General features: G+C 72.4%; 26 protein-coding genes and 3 pseudogenes. 13 read left to right on the top strand and 16 right to left on the bottom strand.

Annotated elements, in window-relative coordinates:
* The 4 genes from VG276_31905 to VG276_31890 form a co-directional block, all read right to left on the bottom strand.
* The coding region (locus tag VG276_31905) for a hypothetical protein (protein ID HEV8653879.1) at positions 1-601 on the bottom strand (601 nt) is incomplete at its 3' end.
* A 117-nt stretch (positions 602-718) separates the two neighbouring features.
* Positions 719-1,711: a YncE family protein gene (locus VG276_31900; protein HEV8653878.1), complete on the bottom strand. Its 993-nt coding sequence runs from the start codon at positions 1,709-1,711 to the stop codon at positions 719-721.
* Positions 1,708-2,358, bottom strand: a complete 651-nt coding sequence (locus VG276_31895; protein ID HEV8653877.1) for a TIGR04282 family arsenosugar biosynthesis glycosyltransferase — start codon at positions 2,356-2,358, stop codon at positions 1,708-1,710. The genes VG276_31900 and VG276_31895 overlap by 4 nt, the downstream gene beginning before the upstream one ends.
* A gap of 172 nt (positions 2,359-2,530) precedes the next feature.
* Positions 2,531-2,812: a glycosyltransferase family 2 protein gene (locus VG276_31890; protein ID HEV8653876.1), complete on the bottom strand. Its 282-nt coding sequence runs from the start codon at positions 2,810-2,812 to the stop codon at positions 2,531-2,533.
* 448 nt (positions 2,813-3,260) lie between these two features.
* Here VG276_31890 and VG276_31885 point away from each other — a divergent pair, with 448 nt between their 5' ends.
* Both VG276_31885 and VG276_31880 read left to right on the top strand, forming a co-directional pair.
* Positions 3,261-5,054, top strand: coding sequence for an NAD(P)/FAD-dependent oxidoreductase (locus tag VG276_31885; GenBank protein HEV8653875.1), 1,794 nt, complete (start codon positions 3,261-3,263; stop codon positions 5,052-5,054).
* Positions 5,051-6,556: a hypothetical protein gene (locus VG276_31880; GenBank protein HEV8653874.1), complete on the top strand. Its 1,506-nt coding sequence runs from the start codon at positions 5,051-5,053 to the stop codon at positions 6,554-6,556. The genes VG276_31885 and VG276_31880 overlap by 4 nt, the downstream gene beginning before the upstream one ends.
* Positions 6,557-6,614: 58 nt before the next feature.
* Here VG276_31880 and VG276_31875 read toward each other — a convergent pair whose 3' ends face one another.
* Complete coding sequence (locus VG276_31875; protein HEV8653873.1) at positions 6,615-7,475, bottom strand: PhnD/SsuA/transferrin family substrate-binding protein; 861 nt, start codon at positions 7,473-7,475, stop codon at positions 6,615-6,617.
* A 10-nt stretch (positions 7,476-7,485) separates the two neighbouring features.
* Complete coding sequence (locus tag VG276_31870) at positions 7,486-8,613, bottom strand: acyl-CoA dehydrogenase family protein (GenBank protein HEV8653872.1); 1,128 nt, start codon at positions 8,611-8,613, stop codon at positions 7,486-7,488.
* Between the two features lie 178 nt (positions 8,614-8,791).
* Between VG276_31870 and VG276_31865 the strand changes: the two genes are divergently transcribed.
* The 6 genes from VG276_31865 to VG276_31840 all read left to right on the top strand — a co-directional run bounded on the left by VG276_31865 (position 8,792) and on the right by VG276_31840 (position 12,716).
* On the top strand, positions 8,792-9,007 hold the full coding sequence (locus VG276_31865; protein ID HEV8653871.1) for a hypothetical protein: 216 nt from the start codon (positions 8,792-8,794) through the stop codon (positions 9,005-9,007).
* Between the two features lie 269 nt (positions 9,008-9,276).
* Complete coding sequence (locus VG276_31860) at positions 9,277-9,606, top strand: TfoX/Sxy family protein (protein ID HEV8653870.1); 330 nt, start codon at positions 9,277-9,279, stop codon at positions 9,604-9,606.
* A gap of 134 nt (positions 9,607-9,740) precedes the next feature.
* Positions 9,741-10,175, top strand: a complete 435-nt coding sequence (locus tag VG276_31855) for a hypothetical protein (GenBank protein ID HEV8653869.1) — start codon at positions 9,741-9,743, stop codon at positions 10,173-10,175.
* Positions 10,176-10,238: 63 nt separating this feature from the next.
* The gene (locus tag VG276_31850; protein HEV8653868.1) at positions 10,239-10,661 is read left to right on the top strand and encodes a DoxX family protein; all 423 of its coding nucleotides are present in this window, start codon (positions 10,239-10,241) and stop codon (positions 10,659-10,661) included.
* Between the two features lie 34 nt (positions 10,662-10,695).
* A complete protein-coding gene (locus VG276_31845; GenBank protein ID HEV8653867.1) occupies positions 10,696-11,655 on the top strand; it encodes an aldo/keto reductase in 960 nt (319 codons plus the stop codon).
* Between the two features lie 194 nt (positions 11,656-11,849).
* Positions 11,850-12,716: an NAD(P)-dependent oxidoreductase gene (locus VG276_31840; GenBank protein HEV8653866.1), complete on the top strand. Its 867-nt coding sequence runs from the start codon at positions 11,850-11,852 to the stop codon at positions 12,714-12,716.
* 339 nt (positions 12,717-13,055) lie between these two features.
* Here VG276_31840 and VG276_31835 read toward each other — a convergent pair whose 3' ends face one another.
* The 4 genes and pseudogenes from VG276_31835 to VG276_31820 form a co-directional block, all read right to left on the bottom strand.
* A complete protein-coding gene (locus VG276_31835; protein HEV8653865.1) occupies positions 13,056-13,853 on the bottom strand; it encodes a hypothetical protein in 798 nt (265 codons plus the stop codon).
* A complete protein-coding gene (locus VG276_31830) occupies positions 13,853-14,608 on the bottom strand; it encodes an SUMF1/EgtB/PvdO family nonheme iron enzyme (protein HEV8653864.1) in 756 nt (251 codons plus the stop codon). The genes VG276_31835 and VG276_31830 overlap by 1 nt, the downstream gene beginning before the upstream one ends.
* Positions 14,609-14,685: 77 nt before the next feature.
* Positions 14,686-14,877: pseudogene (locus VG276_31825) on the bottom strand (DinB family protein).
* Positions 14,878-14,882: 5 nt separating this feature from the next.
* Complete coding sequence (locus tag VG276_31820; GenBank protein ID HEV8653863.1) at positions 14,883-15,737, bottom strand: glutamate-cysteine ligase family protein; 855 nt, start codon at positions 15,735-15,737, stop codon at positions 14,883-14,885.
* A gap of 308 nt (positions 15,738-16,045) precedes the next feature.
* Between VG276_31820 and VG276_31815 the strand changes: the two genes are divergently transcribed.
* A complete protein-coding gene (locus VG276_31815; protein HEV8653862.1) occupies positions 16,046-16,312 on the top strand; it encodes a carboxypeptidase-like regulatory domain-containing protein in 267 nt (88 codons plus the stop codon).
* A 27-nt stretch (positions 16,313-16,339) separates the two neighbouring features.
* Positions 16,340-16,405, top strand: a pseudogene (locus tag VG276_31810) (hypothetical protein).
* A 1-nt stretch (position 16,406) separates the two neighbouring features.
* On the opposite strand, the gene VG276_31805 reads toward VG276_31810, so the two are convergent.
* The 3 genes and pseudogenes from VG276_31805 to VG276_31795 form a co-directional block, all read right to left on the bottom strand.
* Complete coding sequence (locus VG276_31805) at positions 16,407-16,751, bottom strand: trehalase-like domain-containing protein (GenBank protein HEV8653861.1); 345 nt, start codon at positions 16,749-16,751, stop codon at positions 16,407-16,409.
* Positions 16,748-17,053 (bottom strand): annotated as a pseudogene (locus tag VG276_31800) (GTP cyclohydrolase I). Before VG276_31800 ends, VG276_31805 begins: the two are co-directional and overlap by 4 nt.
* A 103-nt stretch (positions 17,054-17,156) precedes the next feature.
* Complete coding sequence (locus VG276_31795) at positions 17,157-17,378, bottom strand: hypothetical protein (GenBank protein HEV8653860.1); 222 nt, start codon at positions 17,376-17,378, stop codon at positions 17,157-17,159.
* On the opposite strand from VG276_31795, the gene VG276_31790 reads away from it, so the two are divergent.
* Positions 17,334-17,954 (top strand): transcriptional regulator, encoded by a 621-nt coding sequence (locus tag VG276_31790; GenBank protein HEV8653859.1) that lies wholly within the window; start codon positions 17,334-17,336, stop codon positions 17,952-17,954. The two genes, VG276_31795 and VG276_31790, sit on opposite strands and share 45 nt — an antisense overlap.
* 228 nt (positions 17,955-18,182) lie before the next feature.
* On the opposite strand, the gene VG276_31785 is transcribed toward VG276_31790, so the two are convergent.
* Positions 18,183-19,070 carry an META domain-containing protein gene (locus tag VG276_31785; protein ID HEV8653858.1) on the bottom strand — a complete coding sequence of 296 codons (888 nt, stop codon included), beginning with the start codon at positions 19,068-19,070 and terminating at the stop codon, positions 18,183-18,185.
* A 55-nt stretch (positions 19,071-19,125) separates the two neighbouring features.
* Positions 19,126-19,584 carry an SRPBCC family protein gene (locus VG276_31780; protein ID HEV8653857.1) on the bottom strand — a complete coding sequence of 153 codons (459 nt, stop codon included), beginning with the start codon at positions 19,582-19,584 and terminating at the stop codon, positions 19,126-19,128.
* Between the two features lie 937 nt (positions 19,585-20,521).
* Here VG276_31780 and VG276_31775 point away from each other — a divergent pair.
* Together VG276_31775 and VG276_31770 are read left to right on the top strand one after the other, a co-directional pair.
* The gene (locus tag VG276_31775; GenBank protein HEV8653856.1) at positions 20,522-20,971 is read left to right on the top strand and encodes a RidA family protein; all 450 of its coding nucleotides are present in this window, start codon (positions 20,522-20,524) and stop codon (positions 20,969-20,971) included.
* 497 nt (positions 20,972-21,468) lie between these two features.
* The gene (locus tag VG276_31770; protein ID HEV8653855.1) at positions 21,469-22,899 is read left to right on the top strand and encodes a choice-of-anchor Q domain-containing protein; all 1,431 of its coding nucleotides are present in this window, start codon (positions 21,469-21,471) and stop codon (positions 22,897-22,899) included.
* An 11-nt stretch (positions 22,900-22,910) separates the two neighbouring features.
* Here the strand turns inward: VG276_31770 and VG276_31765 are convergent.
* A partial coding sequence (locus tag VG276_31765) for a hypothetical protein (protein ID HEV8653854.1) occupies positions 22,911-23,336 on the bottom strand: 426 nt, incomplete at its 5' end.

Below are 23,336 nucleotides of genomic sequence, written 5' to 3'. Positions count from 1 at the left end.
GGGTGAGCCTGGGAGCCGCCATCGAGGACGAAGCCGTGCGACTCGACGGGTCGCCCTGCCTGGTCCGCGCCCTCCCCGCGGTTCCGCCTGGGCAGCCCCAACCGCGCCGCTCCGGCCGCGCCTGCGAGCGGGTGCCGTCGTCCCCGTAGGAGCTTCCCCCCTGGTCAGCGGTCGCCGAACCGGGCGGCCAGGCGGCCGTCAAACCCCACGCGCGGCCTGACGGCACGACGAGCAGGATCGCGAGCGGCACCCAGTCCGGCGCGAAGTCGAACAGGTAGCCGCCGTTGTTGATCACCATGATCTGCAGCGGCAGGATCAGGCCCAGGCGCCAAGGCGGCTCGCGATGCCGAAGCACAGCAGGACGCCGACCGTCACCTCGGCCACGGTCAGGAAGACAGACCAGGGTGCCCAGTGGGCCAGGACGAGGTGGGTGTAGAACCACTTCAGCGGCGCGATCGCATGGGGACTTCGGCCCGGCGCAGCCAGCGAGCAGCCCGCGCGCCGTGCCCCGGTCGATCAGCCCGAACGAGACGACCTTGAAGTCGTAGGAGCCCTTGTCGAGCACCTTGGCCAGTCCGTTGATGCCGAAGATGACGCCCATGAAGATGCGGAACGCGACTAGGCCCTTGGCGCACAGGGCCGGACGGGCGGCGACCGCGCGGCTGCCAACCTCGGCCGTCTGCGACATTGCGCTGCTCCTTTCGAAGCCGGTCGGCAGTCAGGGTGTGATGATCTGCAGAATCCCGTCGGCGCTGCTGGCGACGTCCACACGGCCGGATGCGACGTCGACCGCGACCGAGTTGGGCTGGCGGACCGTCGGGAGGTTCGCGAAGGGCCGAAGCCCACCCCCGGTCACGCGCAGCCCAACCAGCCGGTTGCTGTCGGTCAGCGTCACCCACACCGCCCGCCGGCCAGGATCGGCCGCCAGGCCGTACGGCCGGCCGGACAGCGCCAGCCGGTCCAGCAGCCGGACGTCGGGGCGCAGCCGGTAGCGCAGCAGCGCGCCGCCACGCGTGTCGGCCACCACCAGACCGCCCTGGCCGTCGGCGACCACGTGGGTCGGCCCGGCGCCGGCCGGCACCCCGTCGACAAGGCGCAGCGTGGCCGGGTCGTAGACGTACAGCGCGGCGCCGCGGACGTCGACCACGCCAACCCTGCCGTCGCCCGCGGCGACGCCGCCGGGCTGCTGCGGGCCGGTGAGCGTCGCGACGACCCGGCCGTCCTGGACCACCGACACGGCGGCGCCACCCTCGTCGCTCACGAACACGCGGCCTCCCCACGCCGCCGCGTCGTGCGGTCCGCGGCCCACGATCGTCTGGGTCAGCACCTCGCCCGCCGGCAGGCTCACCTGGACAAGCATGCCGCGGTCCTCGACCGGCACGAGCACCGGCCCGCCCGCCGCCGCCAGCGCCACGTGCCGCGCCGATCCCGGCAGGGTCACCGTCCCGATCACCCGGCCGCTTCCGCTCTCGACCAGGGCAAGCCGGCCCGGCGCGCGCAGCGCGACGGCGACAAGCCCGGTCTTCGGGTCGGCGACCAGCCCTTCCGGGCTGCCCCCACCCAGCGCGACCAGGCGGCCCGCCGGCGCGACCAGTGTGGTCGGGGCGCCGGCGGGTTCCGCCGCGGGCCTGGCGGGCGCTGCCCCGCGCCCGCCGCACGCGCCGAGCGCGAGCAGTGCCACCGCGGTGACGCCCGCCGCGCGGGCGGTCACGAGGACACCGTCCTGGCGGTGGCGAGCAGCTCGGCGACCGTGACCCGGGTGTGGGGGCAGCCGTCCAGCTCGCCAGCGGCCAGCGCCTCCGTGAGGTCCTCCACGCGATCCAGGTCACGCAGCACCGGCAGCAGCCCGACCGCGAGGCCGAGGCGGCTGGCACGCGCGATCGTCTCCTCAAACACCGCATCGCTGCCCATCGGCACGCCGACGAACAGCTCCGGCCAGCAGGCGACCGCGGCGACCAGGTAGTAGCCACCGTCGACGCAGGGGCCGAGGACCACGTCGACCTGGTCGAGCCACGCCAACGCTCGCCGGCAGCTCGCCGCGGGCAGCTGCGGGGTGTCGGCGGCGACGATCGCCACCCGTGCCGCGGCGGATCCGAGCAGGTCGCCGAAGCACGCGGCGAGACGGTCGCCAAGATCCCCGTCGCGCTGGGGCAGCAGTCCGAACCCGGGCGCGAGCCGGGCCAGCCGCGCGCGGGCACCTGGCGGGGTGAAGCACACCCACGGCGCCGCCCCGACCGCGCCCGCGACCGTGAGCGTGTCGGCCAGCATCGCGGCCGCGGCCCGGGCGGCGCCGCCGGGGCCGAACGCGGGGATCAGCCGGGTCTTGGCGGCGCCAGCGACGGGCTCCTTGGTGATCACCACAATCGCCGACCGCCCGCCGGTCGGCGCCCCGTCCCCGTCCGTAGGCCGCCCGCGCCCGGGCCGGCTCACCAGTCGCCGTCCCGGCGGCGCGGCCGCCGCTCGGCGAGCAGCCGGCAGGTCACCTGGGCCATGGCGCCGGCGGCTCGCAGCGTGCCCGGCAGCGACCCGATCACCTTGCTGGTCCCCTCGCCCTGGCGTGGTAGCGCACCGGCACTTCGCGCACCCGCAGCCCCACCCGACCCGCCCGGCCGATCATCTCCAGCGGCCAGCCGTGGTCGCGGATCCCGAGCGCGACCAGCGCGTCGCGCCGGATCGCCCGGAACGAGCCAAGGTCGGAGCCGTTGTCGGTGACGACAAGGTCGGCCTGCGCGGGAAACGAGGCGAGCGCGGCCGGCAGGGCGGTCGCCTCGTTCAGAGCGGGCAGGACGACACTGACCCGGGTGAGGTCCATCACAATGGAGTGTACGAGGCGGACTCGCGCAATCCGAGCACCCGCTGCTTACGGTCTTCGGACAGCTGGCCACCCCCGCCGCTACGTCCTCTCCGCGAATAAGGTCGCAAATGTCGTGAGCGCTCTGCCCAAGAGCGTGCAGCCTGGGGCCAGGCGGGCACTGGCCAAGATCACCGACGACGCCGAGGCGCTGCTGTGCTTTTGAGTGGCGGAGTGGAGGCAGCCAGATGGGTGATCGCTCAATGCGACAGTGCCCTGCCGGGGACCAGCCCCGGACCTTGGCTCGTCCGGCTGGGAGTTCGTCACCCTGTGGTGGGAGGGGACGGCGTCATAGCCTGCGCCTGGACGGCAGCGACCTTCTTACCGGGTACTTACGAACCGTGAACGTCTGCGAACCATCGCCTGGTCCGCCCGTCCCGCGCCGCCAAGCCCTCGTAGGATCGGCCAAATGGCATCAAGGCGGGGCAGCGGGCTGGTGGCCTGGCGCTTGGACGTGGCCGCGGGCGGGCTGGCCGGGTTGCTGGGTGGGCTGGTGGTCGGCTGGCTGGAGGCCGCCCAGGGGATGATGGCGGGCGGCGTTGCGGCGCTGACCGCGACCGCGCCCGGCTGGGGCGCCTTCCTGGCTTTCGCGGTCCTGGTCGGGGCCGGCTTTGGCGCCGTGTTCGGCCATCAGCCGGGCGGCCATGCCGCCACCCTCGGCGCCGGGCTGGTGACCGGGCTGCTGAGCTGGGTGCTCGGGCCGCTCACGCTGCTGCCGTTGCTGGCCGGCGAGGCGCCGACCTGGTCGCTGGCCGCGGCCACGGCCGCGTTCCCGTACCTGATCGGCGCGCTGCTGTACGGCGGGCTCACCGGCCTCGGCCTGCACCTGCTCGCCGCCGCCTACCTGGCCGCCCGCCCCGCGCCGGCACCGGCCGCCCCCGTCCCGCCGCCCCCGACAGCCCGGGTGATCGTGCTCGGCGGCGGGTTCGGCGGCGTCGCCGCCGCTCAGCAGCTCGAGCGGGAACTCGCCCGCCAGCCCGGCGCCGAGGTCACGCTGGTCAGCCAGAGCAACTACCTGCTGTTCACCCCGATGCTGGCCGAGGTCGCCTCCAGCTCGCTGGAGGCCCGCCATATCAGCGCGCCGGTCCGGGCCACCTGCCGCTCGACGCGCTTCGTGCGCGCCGAGATCGAGGCGATCGACCCGGGCGCCCGGGTCGTCACCCTCCGGGCGGGCCCGTCCGCCCCGGCCGAGGCGCTGCTCTACGATCAGCTCGTGCTGGCCCTCGGCGCCGTGCCCGACTACCGCGGGCTGCCCGGCGTGGCCGAGCACTCGATCTCGCTCAAGACGCTCGACGACGCCACCCGGCTCCGCGACCACGTGATCGGGCTGCTCGAGCTGGCCGACGCCGAGCCCGACCCGGCCGAGCGCGAGCATCAGCTCACCTTCGTGGTCGCCGGGGGCGGTTTCGCCGGCACCGAGATGGTTGCCGAGCTGTTCGACCTGGTGCACAGCGTGCTGCACTACTACCCCAGTATCGGGCGCGACGAGCCCCGCTTCGTGCTGGTCCACTCGCGCGAGCGGATCCTGCCCGAGCTCGGCCCCGAGCTGGCCGGCTACGCGCTCGACCGGCTCCAGGCCCGCGGCATCCGGTTCCGGCTCTCCACCCGCGTTGCCGGGGCGACCCCGGACGCCATGCTGCTCGAGGGCGGCGGCCGCATCCCGACCCGCACGCTGGTGTGGACCGCGGGCAACCGGCCCAACCCGATCCTCGGGATGCTGCCCGCCGAGCGGACCCAGACCGGCGCGGTCGTAGTCGACCCGACCCTGCGTGTCCAGGGCCTGGACGGCGTGTGGGCGATCGGGGACTGCGCCGCCATCCCCGACCCCCAGGGCGGCACCTACCCGCCGACCGCTCAGCACGCCATGCGGGAGGGCAAGGTGGTGGCCCGCAACGTCGCCGCCGCCCTGCGCGGCCGGCCGCCGGCGCCGTTCCGCTTCCGCACCATCGGCGCGCTCGTCGCGCTCGGGCACCGCAGCGCCGCCGCCGAGCTACGCGGGTGGCGTTTCTCCGGCCTGCTCGCCTGGCTCATGTGGCGCGCCGTCTACCTGGCCAAGCTGCCCGGCTTCGAGAGGAAGGTGCGGGTGCTGCTGGACTGGACGATCGACCTGTTCTTCCCTCGGGACATCGTGCTGACCCAGCCCACCCCCGCCCCGACCCTGCCCGAGGAGATCCGCGCCGGCCGCCGGGAGCGGGTGGGGTGAGCACAGCCGCGGGCCGAGCAGCCCGTGCGAGGGGCCCCTGGCTGGCCGAGGGGGTCGTTCCCGGCGCCGTTGCCGGGCTGGTCGGCGGCCTGGCATTCGGCGCGGCCATGGCCGAACTCGGCGTGCTGCCAACGATCGCCTCCCTAGTCCGGGCCGACTCGGCGGTGGTCGGGTTTGCCGTGCACATGGCGGTCGCCGCGATCGTGGGCGCCGGCTTCGGCGTGCTGGTCACCGGGCAGCGGGCCGGGGCGGGGGAGACGGTGCTGTGGGGGCTCGCCTACGGCGCCCTGTGGTGGTTTCTCGGCCCGTTCACGCTGCTGCCCCTGCTGCTCGGCGAGCCGCTGGCCTGGACCGTGCCGACCGCCCAGGCCCAGTTCCCCAGCCTGCTCGGCCACCTGGCCTACGGTGCCACCACCGGCCTGGCCCTGGTCGTCATCCGCTGGAGGGCGCAATCGGCCGGCGGCGCGCTGCGGGTGACCGCGGGCGGCCTGGCTCGCGGGCTGCTCGCCGGGGTGATGGCCGCCTGGCTGCTGGAGGTGGCCGTGGCGCCCGAGCGCGAGCCGCTCGCGACCTCGGTGGCCATGGGCCGCCAGCCGGAGGTGGTCGCGCTGCTCGCCACCGGGCTGCTTGGCGCCGCGGTCGGCGCGGGCTACGCCCTGCTGTACCCGCGGCCGGTCGACGGCGCGGGCGCTGGCCTGGTCCGAGGGACCGTGTACGGCTTCGTGTGGTGGGTGATCGCCGCGTTGACGCTGCTGCCGGCTCTGGATGGGGCTGGGCTGGCCTGGTCGGCCGCCCGGGCGCGGGACGCCTTCGCCACCCTGCCCGGCTACCTGCTCCTTGGGGCGGCGGTCACGCTCGCCAACCAGTGGCTCGGCGCGCTGGGGCGGCTGCTGTTCGGCGACCATGTCGGCCGCGACAACGAGGAGAGCGCCGGCACGCGCGGGCTGCGCGCCATCGGCCAGGGCGCGCTGGCCGGGGTCGCCGGTGGGCTGGCCTTCACCGTTGTCATGGTCCAGGTCGGCGTCCTCGGCACGATCGCGCGGCTGGTCGGGGCGCGCTCGCCGACCACCGGCGTCGCCGTCCACCTGGTGATCTCGGTGCTGATCGGCGCCTCCTACGGGCTGCTGTTCCGGCGCCAGAGCGACACCGTCGGGTCGGCCCTGGGGTGGGGGGTCGGCTACGGCTTCTTCTGGTGGGTGCTCGGCGGAATCACGCTGCTTCCGGTGTGGCTGGGCGGCGAGCCGGCCTGGACGGCCGCGGCCGCTGCCAGCACCTTCCCGAGCCTGGTCGGGCACCTCGCCTACGGCGCCGCGCTCGGGGTGGTCTTCCACCTGCTGGAGGCGCGCTCGACGCCGTGGTGGGTCAGCCGAACCGAGCTGCAGGCGGCCCGGGTCGCCCGCCGCCGCGAGCAGCTCCGCAGCTCCGCGCCGGCGGTGTGGGTGCTGGTGGTCGTGATCGCGCTGACCATCCCGATCGTACTTGGCCAGGGTGGCGCGCGGTGAGCGCGCGGCAGCGCCGACCCGCCGCGTCGCGCCCGTGGCCTCGCTCGGGTGGTGGGAGTCAGTACCGGTAGCCGGTGGCGGTCGGGCGGCCTTCGCGGTCGTAGAAACCGGCCTGGTCTACCGCGGCCTCCAGCGGCGCGTAGCCGTCGACGCGGCCGGGCCGCCAGGCTCGCAGGCCCTCCAGGTCCAGCAGCGGTCGCACCTCGGGATCGTCGTAGGACATGCCCAGCAGCAGCGCCCGGAAGCGCTCGACGAGCGCCGGCGGGGCGTGGTCGGTGACGGTGAAGTTACAGTGGTCGTAGGCGCCGGTGCGGGCCAGCACCCGGGTGCTGCCCGCCGGCAGGGTGCCGTCGGCCTGGAACCCGGCATGGTTGCCCTCGAGCACGCAGGCGGCGTCGACCAGGCCCGCCACCAGCGCCGCGGCTGCGTCGCGCTCCCCGCCGACATGGTCGCCGTGCTTGCCTGGCAGTACCTCGAAGCTGCGGACCTCGACGTCGACGCCTGGGGTGAGCCCGTGGGCGCGCAGGTAGGAGAGCGGCAGCAGGGTGGCCTGCGGGGAGTCGACCGCGCCGACCCCTACCGTCCGGCCCCGCAGGCCGGCGACCTCGTCGATGGTCGGGTCGGCCCGCACCACGATCACCGACCGTAGGTCGCAGTCGGTGTCACGCATCGCAACGGCGTGGACCTCACGGCCCTGGGCGGCGGCCAGCCGGCGGGCACGCACCCAGGCCAGCGGTGAGTTCCAGGCCACGTCGACGTGGCCGGCCAGGTGCGCCTCGACCAGCCGCTCGTAGTTGGAGTACAGCACGTAGTCCAACCGCAGGCCGTGCCGGGCGAACCAGGCCTTGAACCCCTCCCAGATGGTCACCACCTTGGGGTCGTAGGCGACCGCGCCAACGACCAGGGTGTCGTCCTCCACGTCGTGCTCCTCAGCCGAACAGGTCCATGCCGCACACAACCCGGCCGATGAAGTCGTACAGCGCGTCGCTGGTCGGGGCCATCACCGTCGCCGCCCGGGCGTCGCGGAAGTGCCGCTCGACACCGGCCTCCTTGCGGAACGCGGCCCCGCCGCACACCCGCATGGCCAGCTCGGTCACTTCGACGGCGGCCTCACCGGCGGCCGCCTTGACCTCAAGGACCCGCAGCGTGGTGTCCGGGCGCCCACGCTCGATCGCGTCGAGGGTGTCGAGCAGCAGCGCCCGGGCCTGGTCGGCGGTGCACCGCATGCGGGCGAGGTAGGCGCGGATCGTGGGCAGATCGGCCAGCCTTGTGTCCAAGTGCTCAAGCCGGACGGCGCTGACATGGGCGATCGTCTTGGCGATGGCCGCTTCCATGGTGCCTGCCGCCATCGCGGCGCTCATGCACACAAACCAGGGCAGCACGATCCCCAGCATCGCCTGGTCGCCCTTGCCGTCCTCGCCGAGCATGGCCGAGCTGGGCACCACGACACCCTGGGCGCTCATAGGGTTCGACGCGTTGCCGCGCAGCCCCAGCCCGTCGAACGGGCCGGCCACCTTCAGGCCGGGCGTGTCGGCGGGCACCAGCCACAGCGTGCTCGGCCCCTCGGCCCCGACCGGCCGGCTCGACCACACGTAGGAGTTGGCCTCGCCCGCGGCCGTGACCCAGCTTTTGTGCGCGTCCAGCCGCACGTCGCCGCCGTCGCGGGTCGCGGTCGACACCGGCGTCCAGAAGTGGCTGCGCGAGCCCGCCTCCGAGAACGCCAGGGTCGTCAGGTGCCTGCCGGCGGCGATCGCCTCCCGCGCCGCGCGCGGTCCCAGCGCCTCGACCACTGCGGCCGCCGCGTAGTGCATGCACACTACCATCGCCGTCGAACCACAACTGCGGGCCAGCCGCTCCACGGTCATGCTCGCCGCCCGCAGGCCCTGCCCTTGACCGCCGACCTCGGCGGCGCTCACCAACCCGAGCAGGCCGGCCCGCCCGAGCGCGTCGACGGCCGCGCGGGGGAAGGTGGCGGCCCGGTCGACCTCGGTCGCCACCGGGTCGACGGCCTCGGCGACGAGCGGGTCCAGCTCGTCGAGCCAGGCGGCAGCGGTCATCGGCACGCTCCTTGCGAGGGCACACAGGTCGACGGGTAGGCTACGCAGCCGGTGCGCACCAGCGTCGAACAAAGTTCTTTCAATCCGCGAACGTCCTTGCGACAGGCGTCGGGCACGCCCTGTCAGCCGCGTAGCCTCTCATGCCAGTGTGTCGTCCAACGACGGCGCGGAGGCGACGTTGCTCGACGACGAGGAGTTCCTCGTGCCCTGCCACCAGGGACACGTTGGCGGTAGCCGCCCGGAGCTGGTGCATGCCGTGCCGGTCGGGCCGCAGGGTGAGCCGGCGACCACCTTGTGCCGCCGGCCGGCGCGGCGGGTCGCCCGGGTGTTCGACCCGGCCGCCCCCGACGCCTGCAAGCGGTGCGCCGCCAAGGCGCTCGGCCTGACGCGATAACACCACTCGGCGGACGCGACTTCCTCAAACGGACGAGGTGTCGGCATCGGATCGCTGCCGGAGACGGCTCAAGCGGCCCGCCTCACGGCGCGGACACGCGATCAATAGGCTCCAGATCCGCCACCCAACCGCCGGGCAGGCCTACTACCAGCGCAAACTCGACGAGGGCAAGTCCCGCAAGGAAGCCCTGCGCTGCCTGGAACGGCGGCTACCCGACGCCGTCTACCAGCACCTCATCGCCGACCAGGCGCTCGTGCCACAATACCGGCGTGGCATACGACGAGGGACTGGCCACCCGCATCCGCGAACTGATCGGCGGCGAATCCGGGCTGGCGGAAAAGAAGATGTTCGGCGGGCTCGCCTTCCTGCTCAACGGGAACATGGCCTGTGGTGTCCACGGCGATGACCTGATCGTGCGGACCGACCCCACCGTCTACGAGACGAGCCTGTCCGAGTCCGGCGTCCGGCCGTTCGACCTTACCGGCCGCCCGATGAAGGGCTGGATCCTGGTCGACACGAGCGGGCACGGCGAGGACGACGATCTGCGCCGATGGGTTGACCGGGGCGTGGGGTATGCGCGAAGCCTGCCGCCCAAGTGACCTACCCAGGTCACAGACGGCCAGGCGCTGACCTCCGAGTGCTCCCTCGTTAACCCATCCAGCCGGCAGAGCACCTGGGGCTCCAAACGTCCGCTGCCGATGGACACCCTGCGCGGGCACTACGGCCGCGGCGGGTGAGCAGCACCGGGCGGGCGTTGCTGCGCCGGCAGGCCGCAGGGATTGTCGCGTGTGACTTCTTCACCGTCGACACGATCTGGCTGCGGCGGCTGCAGGTGCTGCTCTTCATCGACCTGGCCACCAGGGTTGGGATGGCGGCGCGGATGCGCTACAAGGTCGGCGCACGGGAGTTGGAGCGCGTCCCGTCATGGGCCCACCGTCCCGACGGGGTCTTCAGGTCGGCCAGGACCGCTCCGGTCGGCCCAACGCATGCGGTGGACGCCGCGGCCGGCCCCGCCGCCTGCGGGATCGAGGCCGACACGCTTGAAGTGCTTGACCAGGATTGGGAAGCCGTGTTGTTGGTCGAGCAGTGCCCTCCCTGTTCGCCGCCGTCCTCGCCCACAGCTGCGAGCTCCTGCAGCCGCACTTGCGTAGCGGTCACTGTGCGATGATCCGCGAATAGTGTCCAGGTTGATCGGAAATTGGTTCGATTTGGCCGTGCAGTCGGAGGCGACATGGACGTCATCGCGCTCATCGGCAGGATCCTGTTCGTGCTCATCTTCGTGGCGTCCGGCACGGTGGGCCACATCGGCCAACGCAAGGGCATGGCCCAGTACGCCGCGTCGCAGGGTGTGCCGGCCGCCGAAGCACTGGTCGTCCTGTCCGGCCTGCTGATTCTGGTCGGCGGGCTGATGGTGGCCCTTGGTGTCTGGGGCGACCTCGGCGCGCTGCTGCTGCTGGTCTTCGTCGTGCCCGCCGCGTTCTGGATCCATGCCTTCTGGAAGATCCAGGACCCCCAGCAGCGCGCGAACCAGCAGGCCCATTTCATGAAGAACATGGCGTTGGCCGGCGGGTGCATCATGGCATTCGCGTTGTTCGCCGGGCTGGGCAACGACCTTGGCCTGACGATCACCGGCCCGCTGTTCCACCTTCGCTGAGATGCTACTGGCTCCGGGACCGGAGGTGGCGATCGTGAAGTACCGCAGGCTGGGCAGGACGGGGCTGCGCGTCTCCGTTGTCGGTGTCGGGACCTGGCAGCTGGGCGGCGAGTGGGGACAACGCTTCACCCAGCACGAGGTGGACATGCTGCTAGGACGGGCACGGGCCCTTGGCGTGAATTTGGTGGATACCGCCGAGTGCTACGGCGACCACCTCGCCGAGGCGCTCGTCGGCGCCGCGATCCACCACCAACGAGACGACTGGGTGGTCGCCACGAAGTTCGGCCACCAGTTCCACCCGGAGGCCATGCAGCAGGACGCCCTGTCGCCTGATCGGGTCCGGACCGACCACTGGACACCGACGGAGGTGGTCGAGCAGTTGGAGGCGTCGCTGCGGGCGCTTCGCACCGATCATGTGGACCTCTACCAGATGCATTCCGGCCCCGACGAGGTCGTCGACCAAGACGACCTGTGGGAGGCGCTCAACCAGCAGGTGGCCAAGGGCACGGTGCGGCACCTGGGCATCTCCCTGGGCAGCAACGACGACGTCTACCAGGCCCGGCGCGCCGCCGAGGTCGGCGCGAGCGTGGTCCAGGTCGGCTACAACCGCCTGGACCGGACCGCCGAGCATGGCGTCTTGCAGGCGTGCTTGGACCAGGACCTGGGGGTGGTTGTGCGAGAGCCGCTGGCCAACGGCTACCTGAGCGGCAAGTACCGGCCCGGCGCCTGGGTCACCGCCAGCACCGACTGGCGCTCCGGCCACGACCCGGCCGAGGTCAAGCGGAAGCTCGCGCTGGTGGACCAGATCGGCCGCACCGAGGTGCCCGAGGGGGTGGCGATGGCGCCGTGGGCGCTTGCCTGGTGCCTGCAGCACCCGGCCGTCAGCTGTGTGGTCGCCGGCTGCAAGTCGGTCGAGCAGGTGGAGTCCAACGCCAGGGCCGCCGACCTGGATCTGGTCCGAGACGATCACCCCCAGGCAACCGTGGCGTCGTAGGGCGCAGCGGAGACAAGGCTGGTCGGCCAGGGCACGGAGCGTGAACGCGTAGGCGCGCGGGTTTGGGGACTGTCGAGGGGTGTCGAAGAAGGTGCCGGCCGCCGCGGCGAGCCTTGCGGTGGCGGTGGTGGCGACGAGCAGGGTGCAGGAGCGCGAGAATGGACCGCTGACACCGGGCCGTTCAGGAGCTGACCATGGCAACGCTTGGCTTCCTCGGACTCGGCGCGATGGGGGCGCCGATGGCGACCCGCCTCATCGAGGCCGGCCACCAGGTCACGGTGTGGAACCGGACGGGTTCCAGGGCCGCGGCGTTCCAGGGCAGGGCCGCGATCGCCGACTCGCCGGCCGAGGCCGCGCGCGGCATGCAGGCGGTGATCACGATGCTCGCCACTCCCGCTGCGCTGTCGGAGGTCCTGTTCGGCGACCACGGCGTCACTGTCGGCATCGAGCCGGGGACCACGCTGATCGACATGTCGACGGTCGGTCCCGACCACGTGCTCGAGGTCGCCGGAAGGCTCCCCGAAGGCGTCGAGTTCGTCGATGCGCCGGTGCTGGGCGGCGTGGCCAACGCCGTGGACGGCACCCTGCAGATCTTCGTCGGCGGCAGCAAGGCGTCGTTTGCCCGCTGCAGGGACCTGTTGGCTCCGCTGGGCACGCCGGTCCATCTCGGCCCCACCGGCGCGGGGGCGGCGATGAAGCTGGTGGCCAACGCCACCCTGGCCGGCCTCATGAGCCTGGTCGGGGAGGCGCTCGCGCTGGCTGACGGGTTCGGCCTTGACCCGGAGCGGGTCATCCCGGCCCTGCTGGACTCACCCATCGGCCCGGCGCTGTCGCGCAAGCTCGACAAGATCGAAGGCGACCACTACACGCCGAGCTTCAAGCTGTCGCTGATGCGCAAGGACCTCGGCTTGGTGCTGGACACGGCCGAGCGTCGCGAGGTCGAGCTCAAGCTGGTCCAGGGCGCGGCCCGGTGGATCGAGCAGGCGGAGCAGCATGGTCTTGGCGGCTATGACTACTCCGCCGTCGTCGCCCAGATCAGGGGCCGAACGGCCACGGGCTGAGCAGGTCGCCGGAATTGGAGGGGACGCCTTCCCGCCCGAGGCGCCGTCGTCGCCTTCCCGTACGCCCCCGGTGTCTTCTTCGTCGCGATCGCATGGCGATGGCCGGCCGGCGCTGGGCTTCCCCGCTCCCCGGCGCGCAAGGCCCGGCGTCGAGGAGCTGTGCGGGACGGTCGATGGCGTCGGGAGAGTCTTCGCGGTTGAGCACGATGGCTTCCTGATGCCCTGCCACCCGGGGAGCGGCGGTCAGTCCGGCGCGGACGTCTCGGGTGAGCTGCTAGTGCCGGTCGGCCCGGGGTGCGAGGAAGGTCATGGTGGGTGCGGTCCGGGTTGGTGCGCTGGTCATCGAGGGCCTTCCTGGGAGAGGGGGGTGAGCGTGACGCCGGTCCCGGTGAGCTCGACGACGTGCCGGTCTGGCACTTCGGTCCAGCCTGGGGTGTCGTCGAGCGGCTCCGACGCGGCGACCAGGCCCGCGTGCTCGGGGCCGGCGCGGGTGAACAGGGTGGGGGAGCGCATGCCCGCGGCCGCCCGGATCCCGACGAGCCGCTGGCCGTCACAGGCCAGCAGCGTGAGCGTGGCGGCCTGGCCAGCGTGGGCGCAGGCCCGTTCGACCTCGTGGACGGCGCCGGCGAGCGCGCTGGCCAGGCCGTGGCCGGGCTGCCGGCGGCGGTGGTGCAGGGCGGTGAGAAACAGCACCACGGAGTCGGTCAGCACGCCCGCGGCGGTGAGCAACTCGTCGGGCAGGCGTTCCAGCAGCGCTCGTCCGACTCTGCCTGGGAACCCGCCGACGCGGCCGTTGTGAGCCAGGGCCACGCCGTCGCGGACGAAGGGGGCGACGGCGTCGGGGCCGAACGGCAGGCCCGGGGTCGCGGACCGGACGGCGGCGAGCTGCGCGACCCCGCACAGCCGGGCGGCGAGAGGCAGCAGGTTAGGGTCTGACCAGGGCGGACGTTCGGTGACGTAGCGCAGCGGCTCGGCGTCCCCGGGCGGCCACCAGGCCACGCCGGTGCCGTCGACGTTGACGGTGCCCTCGTGCTGCATCCTGGGCTGGTAGGCCTGGACGGTGAGCGAGTGCGGCGGGTCGCTGAGGAGGACCGCGAGCGGCACGGCCGCGCCGAGGTAGCCAGCCATGCGGCACATCAGCCCACGTCCCAGGCGAGCCGTACCCCGGAGAAGAGCTGTCGACGCTGGGGGTGGTCCCAGTTGCGGAACGTGGCCCGGGCGACCCACCGGGAGGTCGCCCAGGAGGCGCCCCGCAGCACCCGGTAGTCGCCGCCGAAGAAGACCTCGCTGTACTCGGGGTAGGGGAAGGTGGTGTAGCCGGGACAGCCGGTGAACGGCGACGAGGTCCACTCGTAGACGTCGCCGAGGAGCTGCTCGACCCCGTAGGCCGACGCGCCGGCCGGGTAGGAGCCGACCGGGGCCGGGCCCCACGCGCCGTGGTCGAGGTTGGCGTGCGCGGGTCCTGGTGAGGTCTCGCCCCACGGGTAGGTCCGGCTGCGGGCGGCCTCGGGGTCCCAGGTGGCCGCCTTCTCCCACTCGGCCTCGGTGGGCAGCCGGCCGCCGGCCCAGCGGGCGAACGCCTCGGCCTCGTGGTGGCAGATGTGCTGGACCGGCTCGCGGGGGTCCAGCGGCAGCACGTGGTCGAAGCGGCGGACGAGCCAGCCGCCCGAACCGTCGGGCAGCCAGCCCTGCGGGGTGGCGTGGCCGGTCTCCTGCCGCCAGACCCAGCCCGCCTCGGTCCAGTACTCGGGGCGGTCGTAGCCGCCGGCGGCGACGAAGACGGCGAAGCGCCGAGCCGTGGCGGGGAACCGGTCGATCGCGAACGTCGGCACGTCGACGCGGTGGGCCGGCCGCTCGTTGTCGTAGGCGGCAGTGCGGTCGTCGGTGCCCACGGGTTGTAGACGTGGTCGAGGTCGGGGTCGTGGGGCGCGCGCCCGTCCAGCTCGCGGAGCAGCCACAGCTCCTCGAAGTTGCCCACGTGGCCGACGTCCCAGACCAGCGGGCCCATGATGGGGTTGTGCTGGCGGTGCAGGGCGTCGTCGTCGAGCGGGTCCACCAGGCCGAGCAGGCGCCGCCGGACGGTGGCCAGCTCGCCCTCGAGCCGGCGGCGCAGGACGCTGGCCGGCACGGGGGCGCGGCTGGGGTGATCAGCTGGGTGCATCTGCCTCACCTCGATCGGGTGCTGATGCAGGGAGCGGGCTCGGCGGGTTCGGCGGCCCACGCCAGTCCCGCGGACGGTCCCCGGGTGAGCGCATCGCGGAGTTCGTCGGCCGGGCAGCGGCCTCGAAGGGTCAGGCGGTCCAGGAACTCCTCGGCCGCGCCGCAGGTCGGATGGGCCGAGGTAGCCGGCGGGCAGCCGCCCGGCCCGGCGAGGGCGAGCGACCAGGTCTCCACGGCCAGCGCGCACAGCTCCGGGTCGGCCACGCCGGCGGTGGCTGCCCGGTGCCAGAGCCGCGGCAGGCGGGATCGGTGGCGCTCGAGGAGCGCGCGCGTCTGGCCGCGCGCCGCCGGGTCCTCGAGGAGGCCGGCGAGCAGCGTCACTGGCACCGGCCGCCACCGGGCCGGCACGGCGTCGATCGCGCGCAGCTCGAGGAAGCCGCGCGGGCGGACCTCGAGGAACAGGGTGGTGAGGTGGTAGCGGAGGTCGTCGACGCTCGGCCGGCCGTGGCGCGGGTGCCCGTGCCCGAGCCAGTCGCCGAACGTCCAGCCGGGCCGGCCAGGCTCCCACGTGGTGTTGGTCCGCCGGACCAGCAGGACGTCGGCGGCCATGGCGGCCTGGGTGAGCTGGTCGACCGGGTCGGCGCTGGAGCCGGCGACCAGCCGGGCGGGGAAGCCGGTCCGGGTCGGGTCCAGCCGCTGCCAGGTGCGGGCGCGGACCGAGACCACGCCAGGGCCCGGGCTGGACGCGAAGGTTGCGCAGGCGACCGGTGCCACGAGGTTGGCGACCAGCCACCGCTCGTCCCGCTGCCCGGGGTCGCCGAGGTCCAGGTTGACCTGGAAGGCGCAGGTCCGGGTCATCATCGCCGCCACGCATGACGACCTCCTACCGCACCTGTCGAGCCGGACGAGCCAGTAGGGTACGACCCGCCAGTGACAGCTCCCAGAGGGTGCTCGACCTACCGTCTGGTCAGTTCAGCTCGGCGTCGCAACTCATCATGGACCAGCCGGCTTCCCGGCCGGCCCAGGTCGATGAAGCGCCGGGGTGGTGGCGGGCGGCCACGGCGAGTGTGTAGCGTCGAGCGCTGATGCGCATGGGGAGACCAGGGCGGTAACCTGACCGGTCGGAGTTCGGGTCTGGCACCCAGGCCATCCTCCCAGGGAGCGAGACGATGCCGACACTGACAGGAATCATCCGTGCTGCGAACCAGCCGGCCCAGTGGGCATACGTCCAGGTCCGCAGCCCGGCGGGCGACTTCCAGGGCGAGGTGCGCGCCGACGCAGACGGCCGGTTCACGCTGTACCCAGGGCCTGGCCGGTGGCGCCTGGTGGTGTGGGCGCCCGGGCTTGGCCGGACCGAGCGTGACCTCGACGTCGGCCTCGCCGACCTCGACGTCGACTTGGAGCTGTCAGGCTCGCCGGAGGGTGGCGGCGGTTGAGCGACCGACCTGGTCGCCGACGCCCAGGTGACGGTGGCCGACATCCGGGGCTTCGAGCGGGGCAACGGCCAGATCTTGCGGGGCTCGGCGGTGCTCATGCACTCCGGCTGGGAAACGCGAGCCGGCGACCCCGTCTGGTCGCCAAGGGCGACCGCGACCGTACGGTGGCGGGCTGGGTGGGGGCGATGCGGAAGTGGCCGCCGCCCGACCAGTCGAGCAAGCGGGCGAACACCGGCCTGGCGTCGAAGCGGTGAAAGCAGCACCAGTCGATCGAACCGTCCCGAGAGACGAGGGCGGCCGAGTGGCAGTCGCTGAGCATCGCGTGGTCGGCGATCGGCGGGTATGCGCCCGCTTCGCGGCTGGCCTGCCCGGGCCCGGTCGGCCGCGCCGGCTCGTCGAGCTGCACTGCGCCGGCAGGCTGCGGCGCCGGCAGGTTCACGACGCGCTCGCCTCGACACGTGAGCGTGGGTCGGTGCGCAGCAGGCCGTGCAGGGCCGAGGTGACGGTGCGGGCGCCGGTGGCCTGCACGCCGCGCAGCGACATGCACAGGTGCTCGGCCTCCACCACGACCCCGACGCCCTTGGGCGCCAGCTGGGCCTGCAGCCAGTCGGCGACCTGCTTGGTGAGCCGCTCCTGGAACTGCAGACGGCGGGCGAACAGCTCGACCACACGGGCCAGCTTCGACAGCCCCAGGATCCGCCCGGCCGGCAGGTAGCCGACGTGGGCGACCCCCACAAACGGGCGGGCAGCAGCGGACACGTCGGATCCTTTCGGCTGCAGTGGGCGACAGTGGCTGCAGGCGAGCGGCGTCGGGGTGGCGGCGGCGCCGCTCGCCTGCTGCGCCTCAGAGCTGCGTGGCGTGGTGGGCGGGCCGGAACGCGGTGGCGAGCCGCGCCAGCGCCAGCGCCGCCAGCAGCAGGCCGAGGTCCCGCAGGGCGATGTCGTAGTGGCTGCCGAGCAGCAGCAGGTTGCCGATGATGCCGGCCAGCCAGGCGGCGACCAGGTAGCCGCCGACCTTTACGTGGCCGAGCGCGGTGTCCCCGCCAGCCGGGACGACGCCGCCCACGCGGTCGGCATCAGCCGGCCCCTGGCCGCCTACCACCTCGACAAGCTCATCGACGACGGCCTGCTGGAGGCCCGCTACCAGCGCCGCAGCAGCCGCCGGGGACCCGGCGCCGGCCGCCCGGCCAAGCACTACGTCCGCGCCGACCGTCAGATCGAGCTCAGCCTCCCCGCCCGCGACTACGCCGCCCTGGCCGAGCTTCTCGCCCGCGCCGTCGAGGCCGACCCCTCCGGCGCCGCCCAGGCCGCGCTCAACCGCGCCGCCGGCAGCCTCGGCGCGGAACTCGGCACCGAGGCAGCCACCCACATCCAGCCCGGTGGCGACCCTGCCCGCGTCCTCGCGGCGGTCCGCCAGGCGCTGGCCCGCCGCGGCTACGAGCCCTACGACGACGCCGGCGGCACCATCCGGCTCCGCAACTGCCCCTTCGACCGCATCGCCGCCGACCACCGTGACCTGGTCTGCGGGGCCAACCTCGCCATGCTCGAGCCATGCTCCGAGGCCTCACCGACCACCTCGGCGGCGACCCGCCCGTCCGGGCCGAGCTGGACCCACAGCCCGGACGTTGCTGCGTCGCGTTGACCAGCGACAGCACTGTTGCATCTAGCGATCAGTCGCCCTGACGTCCTCCACTGGGCGCCCTCGATGCCGCTGATGACCGCCGTGATCGAGAGCTTTGAGTAGCTCTCGCAGCCCTCTGCATGGGAAGCGGCTCCACTCGGCGGCTCGTCGACGACGACCCTCGCCCAGATGCAACAGTGCCAGCAGAGTCCCTCAGGGGGAGGTCCAGGACTCCCCTGGCCCTTGGGCTCAGGCGAGGAGGCGGTGGGACCGCCCCAGCTCGCGCCCGTGGCCGTCGAAGGCGACCACGACCGAGCCCTGGCGGGGCTGTTTGACGAACCCGCCGAAGGCGTGCCAGGTGCGCGGGCCTGGGACGTCGAGCAGTTCCAGCGCGACCGTGGGGTGTCCGGCGGGTGGCTGGTAGACCACCCGAGCGGTGGCCCGGGGCACGATCCCGAAGACAAACTGCTCGTGGCCGGCGCCCGCGGTGAGCACGTCGGGTCGCGGCACCGGCCCGGTCCGCTCCCGGTTCATGCCGGCGAACCCCCAGGGCTTGCCCGGCGCGTCGCGCCACTCCCAGTCCAGCAGGACGCTCCCGTCACCCGGCCGCCAGCCGAACCGGTAGTCGCCGCCGTGGCGCCGCCCTTGGAGCAGCGGCCGCAGGTCGCGCATGGGGTAGATCGTGTCGCGCACCCGCAGCCGGAGCCCGCGGCCGTCCGGCTTGTCCAGGCGTAGCTCCTCACCGCCGATGGCCCAGCGCACCTCGCCTTCCATCACGTCGACGAATGCCGCCTCGACGTCGCCACGGGGGCCGCTGCACTTCATCTGGGTGCCGAGCACCTGCCCGAGGCGCAGCAGGCCGGCGTCGATCCGCACCTGCCCGCCGTAGTGGTTGCAGGCCGTGGCGCTCCACCCGCCCTCGCCGTCGAAGCGGAGCACGGCGTCGACGTCCGGCGGCGGGCTCCAGGTCCTCGACGGCGCCACGACCTGGGTCAACTGCCACTCCGTGCGGGTCAGCGGCTGGTCGTGTCCTGCGGCGGCGCCCCAGGACGCCTGGTCGGTCTGGCCGCGGTCGGCGCAACCGGCCGCTCCCATGAGCAGCGTCACCACCATCCCGGCCAGCAGCCATCCGCGCATGCCTCTCTGACGCGCCGCGGGCGGGGATGGTTCCGGCACCCTACGAGGACCTGGCTCAGCGGTCGGCCGGAGTGGGCCGACCCGGCTCGAGGTTGCGCTTGAGCCGTTCGAGGTCGCCGTGGACATCGCGGCGGACGCGGCCGGCGAGCAGCGGCGCCGCCACCCGGTAGAAGCCGCCGGAGTCGCCCTGCACGCGGATGCTGGCTCGGGTCCTGGTGCCGTCGTCGGCGAAGCGGTAGGTGACCACCATGGGGAAGGGGCTGCGGATGGACCGCATCACCACGCGCTCGGCCGGCTCGACCTCGGTGACCTCGAGCACGTAGTCGATGCGCTTGCCGAGGAACCGGGCGACCCGGCGGACCTGCGTGCCGACCCGGACCGGCGGGTCGGTGAGCAGCTCGACCTGGGTGACACCCCCGATCCATTCGGTGTCGTGGGCCGGGTCCATGGCATAGCCGGCGACCTGCGGCCGGGGCCGGTCGATGGTGATCGTCTCCTCGACGTCGACGCTCATCGCGTGCCTCCTCCGGCGAGCGGGTTCGGGGCCGCGCCCGGCCCCTGGTAGGGAAGGGAAGGGACGGATCGCCGGGCGGCGTCCGGCGCTCGGCGACCGCGCCGAGGCGGCCCAGGTACCGCCGCCACCCGTCGGCGTGCAGCGGCCGCGATCGGCACCTGGAGGAATGCTACATGCGCTCGGCTTTGACGACCTTCGCTCCTACCTGCAGGCCCGCTGCGACGTCGGCAACAGCGTCCCCCGGATCGCCACCGAGCTTGGGGTGAGCGACTGGCAGGTGCAGGCGGCGCCGACGCGGCTCCCGATTCGGCTGGCCCCGACCGCAGCGGCTGGCAGCACAGCGGCGGCGACACGCCGAGGAGCGCATTGCCGCCCGTGTGACCGAGTTGGGCTTCATCGAGGTGGGCGCCTACCCGTCATCGAGGTGGGCGCCTACTGGCGGATCGGGTGGTGCGACGCCCGAGCGGGTGCGAGCATCGGGACCCGACCCTCACGTCGTGCGCCCGTCGAGGAGGTCGCCGACGGCGGCGATGCCCGCTTGGATGGAGCGTTCGGTGAGGTTGCCGAAGCCGAGGACGAGCTGCTCGGTGCAGACGGCGTCCTCGTCCTCACCTACGAGCCGGCACGAACGGAAGGGCGGCGGTCGGGCTCCCAGTAGCAGCCGTTGACCACGGTATCCTCATCATGTCCGTGAGGATCCTCCGTGGCCAGGCGGTGGGCCATTCACCCTCGCAGCTACACAATCTGCGCGCTGGGCTCGTCCGGCCTCGGGATCCTGCGCCCGTCGACGACCTCGCCCAGCCGGGTCAGCCCGCAGCCAGCGCTGCACGTCGTGGACGGTCGCCGGCCCGGGCGGGTGGGTCATAGGGCCAGACCGACTCTCCTGCATCGTAGACTTCCTTGCCGGCAGCCACACCACTGAGACGGGAACAGCCGCATGACCGATGCGTCGTCTGCGCAGGTCCCAACCAGCGCAAACTTCATCAATCCCGAGGCAATGCACCCTCCCACCGGCTACACCCATGTGGTCGAGGTGACGGCGGGTCGGCCGGTCTACATCGCCGGTCAGGTCGCCCTCGACCCTACGGGCGCGCTGGTTGGCCCAGGCGACATCCGCGCGCAGGCGCGGCAGGTGTTCGAGAACCTGCAGGCCGCGCTCCAGGCGGTCGGGGCCAGCTTCCAGCAGGTGATCAAGCTCAACTACTACCTGGTGGACGCCACCCAGCTGCCAGTGGTTCGCGAGGTCCGCGACGAGTACGTCAACACCGAGCAGCCACCGGCGAGCACGGCCGTCGAGGTCCGGCGGCTGGTTCGCGATGACCTGCTCATCGAGGTCGAGGCGGTCGCAGTGATCGCGTCGTTCCAGCCTATGAGTTCGACAGCGTAGACGTCGGGTGCCGCGTTCTTCGGGATGCCAAGCGAGATGCCGCTGTCGAGCATCCTAAGGGCCCTCCGCTAGGGCCCTCCGCTCGACAACTTGTGCAAGCTCGGCCCTCTGGCCCGGGCAGGCTCCTTCTGGAATGCCAATGTTGCTGAGCGGCGAGCCCTAAGTGTTCCATTAGGGGTCCCCGCTTGGTGACTTTGCCAGGTATGAGTCGTTGAACAGAGATAGGTAGCTCGCGACACGACAGCGGCCGCCGAGATCAATCGTCCGCAGCCGGAGCGAGAAGCTCTCCGAGCGTGGCTGCCGTTGGGCGGACTTCGCGCACCAGGTGCGGAGTGAGATGGTGAGTCGAGTCTGGAATGGTTAGTTTGACATTGCTCCTCGCAAGCTGGAAAGTTGCGCGGCTTGTCTAGGCTAAGCCGACATGTGACGGATTTGACCCTAAGAAAGATCCACGAACAGAAAGCTCCACGAACGACGACAGTGCGAAGTCGTTGCTGATGTTTCGGGAGGCAAACACCCTGATGGCTGCAGATCAAAAGCGTGTCTCGCGGGTCGCCTGCATGTGCGTCCTGGCGATCGGCCTTGCAATGTACCTGGCTCTGGTCCCTCAGCCAGCCTTCGCCGCGGACCTGCGCGTCCCCGGCAACTTCCCCACCATACAGGCCGCGCTCGACGCCGCCGCCCCCGGGGACACGGTGCTGGTCGACCCCGGCGTGTACCACGAGAACCTCGATTTCCACCAGAAGGACGTGAGGCTCCAGAGCACTGGTGGGGCAGCGGCGACCACGATCGACGTGGCGGGCGGGACGGCGGTCACGATCGGCCCGGCGGGAGCCCTCATCGGATTCACGGTGACGGGGGCGGCGGAGTACTTCGGGGCGGCGATGAGCGTGTCCGGCATCGGGACCGTCGTCCAGGCCAACGTCTTTGACGGCAACACCCAACTGGCGGGAGGCTTCGGGGCCGCCATCGGGGGCAACAGCGCATCACCGGTCATCGACGGGAACGTCTTTCGCAACAACTCCTGCGACACCCAGTTCCTCTCCGGAGTGGTCAGCTTCATCAACACCTCCTTCCCTCGGATCACGAACAACCTCTTCGAGCACAACCCCTGCCGCGCGATCAACATGACCCTTCCCCTCGAGGCCGCGCCGGTCGTCGTCAACAACACCATCGTCGACAACCAGGTTGGGGTGCGCGTCGACGCGCGGGTGCAGACCGCAGGCCAGATCTATCGCAACAACGTCGTGGTCGGGAACCAGATCGGGCTGCAGGTCGACTTCGGAACAGAGTCCCAGAACCCGACCTGGGAGAACAATCTCGCGTTCGGCAACGTGACCAACTATTCGGGAATCGCCGACCAGACAGGTCTTGCCGGCAACCTCTCGGCGGACCCGATGTTCGTGAACGCCTCACAGGATGATTACCACCTCCAGCCCGGCTCGCCGGCGATCGACGCGGGGACCGGCCAGGGCGCCCCGAGCACCGACTTCGACGGCAACCCCCGTCCGGTGGATGGCGACGGTGACGGCGTCGCGACGGTGGACATTGGGGCGTACGAATTCCAAGGGGCGGTCTCTGTCCTCCGGGTCACCATCGATATCATGCCGGCGACCGAGACCAACCGCATCAACATTCATAATCACAACACGGTTCCAGTGGCTGTCCTCTCTGCAGAGGGCTTTGATGCGACGGCCGTCGTGGACAGGACCTCTCTCACGTTCGGCAGGACCGGCGACGAGCACAGCCTCGTCAGCTGCAACAGGAACGCGCAAGACGTGAACGGGGACGGTCGCCGCGATCTGGTGTGCCGTTTCTCGATCCAGCTGGCGGGGTTCCAGCTCGGCGACACGGAGGGGATCCTCAAGGGGAGGACGGTCAACGGAGTGCCGCTCGAGGGAAGGGACTCGATCCAGATCGTCAGCTAGAGCCGACCGCCTCAACAACCTGATCCTCGGCTCCCCGCTGACCCCGGCCGGCCGACAGTCCGCGCTGGCCATCGCCGCCTCCACGCGGACGGGGAGAGCGTGTCCGGCCCCCGGGGCACGACACGGCTTTCTATGCGGCCACCGAGCCACAGGGAGTCGGGCAGTTCCTGTTCGAAGAAGACGTACGACGCCGTGGCGCCGTCCCACGAGAACCACAGCCGGTTCTTCCGGCCGAGGGATACCTGGCTCACAACCACCGAGCCCGCCGCACCGCCGTAGGTCTCGAACAGCACCGTGTCGCAGGATGCGACACTGCCCGGCTCTGGCCGGCGGTCGACAATCGCGGTGAGCCACCACTCGAGCAGGGAAGTAACGTGACCCGGTTGAGCGTGTTCGCCGAGATCGAGGAGGCCGTGGCCGCGATCGCCGCCGGCGAG

This window comes from Actinomycetes bacterium (assembly GCA_036000965.1).
Taxonomy (GTDB): Bacteria; Actinomycetota; CALGFH01; order CALGFH01; family CALGFH01; genus DASYUT01.
The sequence above is the reverse complement of the archived record's forward strand: the minus strand, read 5'-3'. Positions and strand labels throughout refer to the sequence as shown.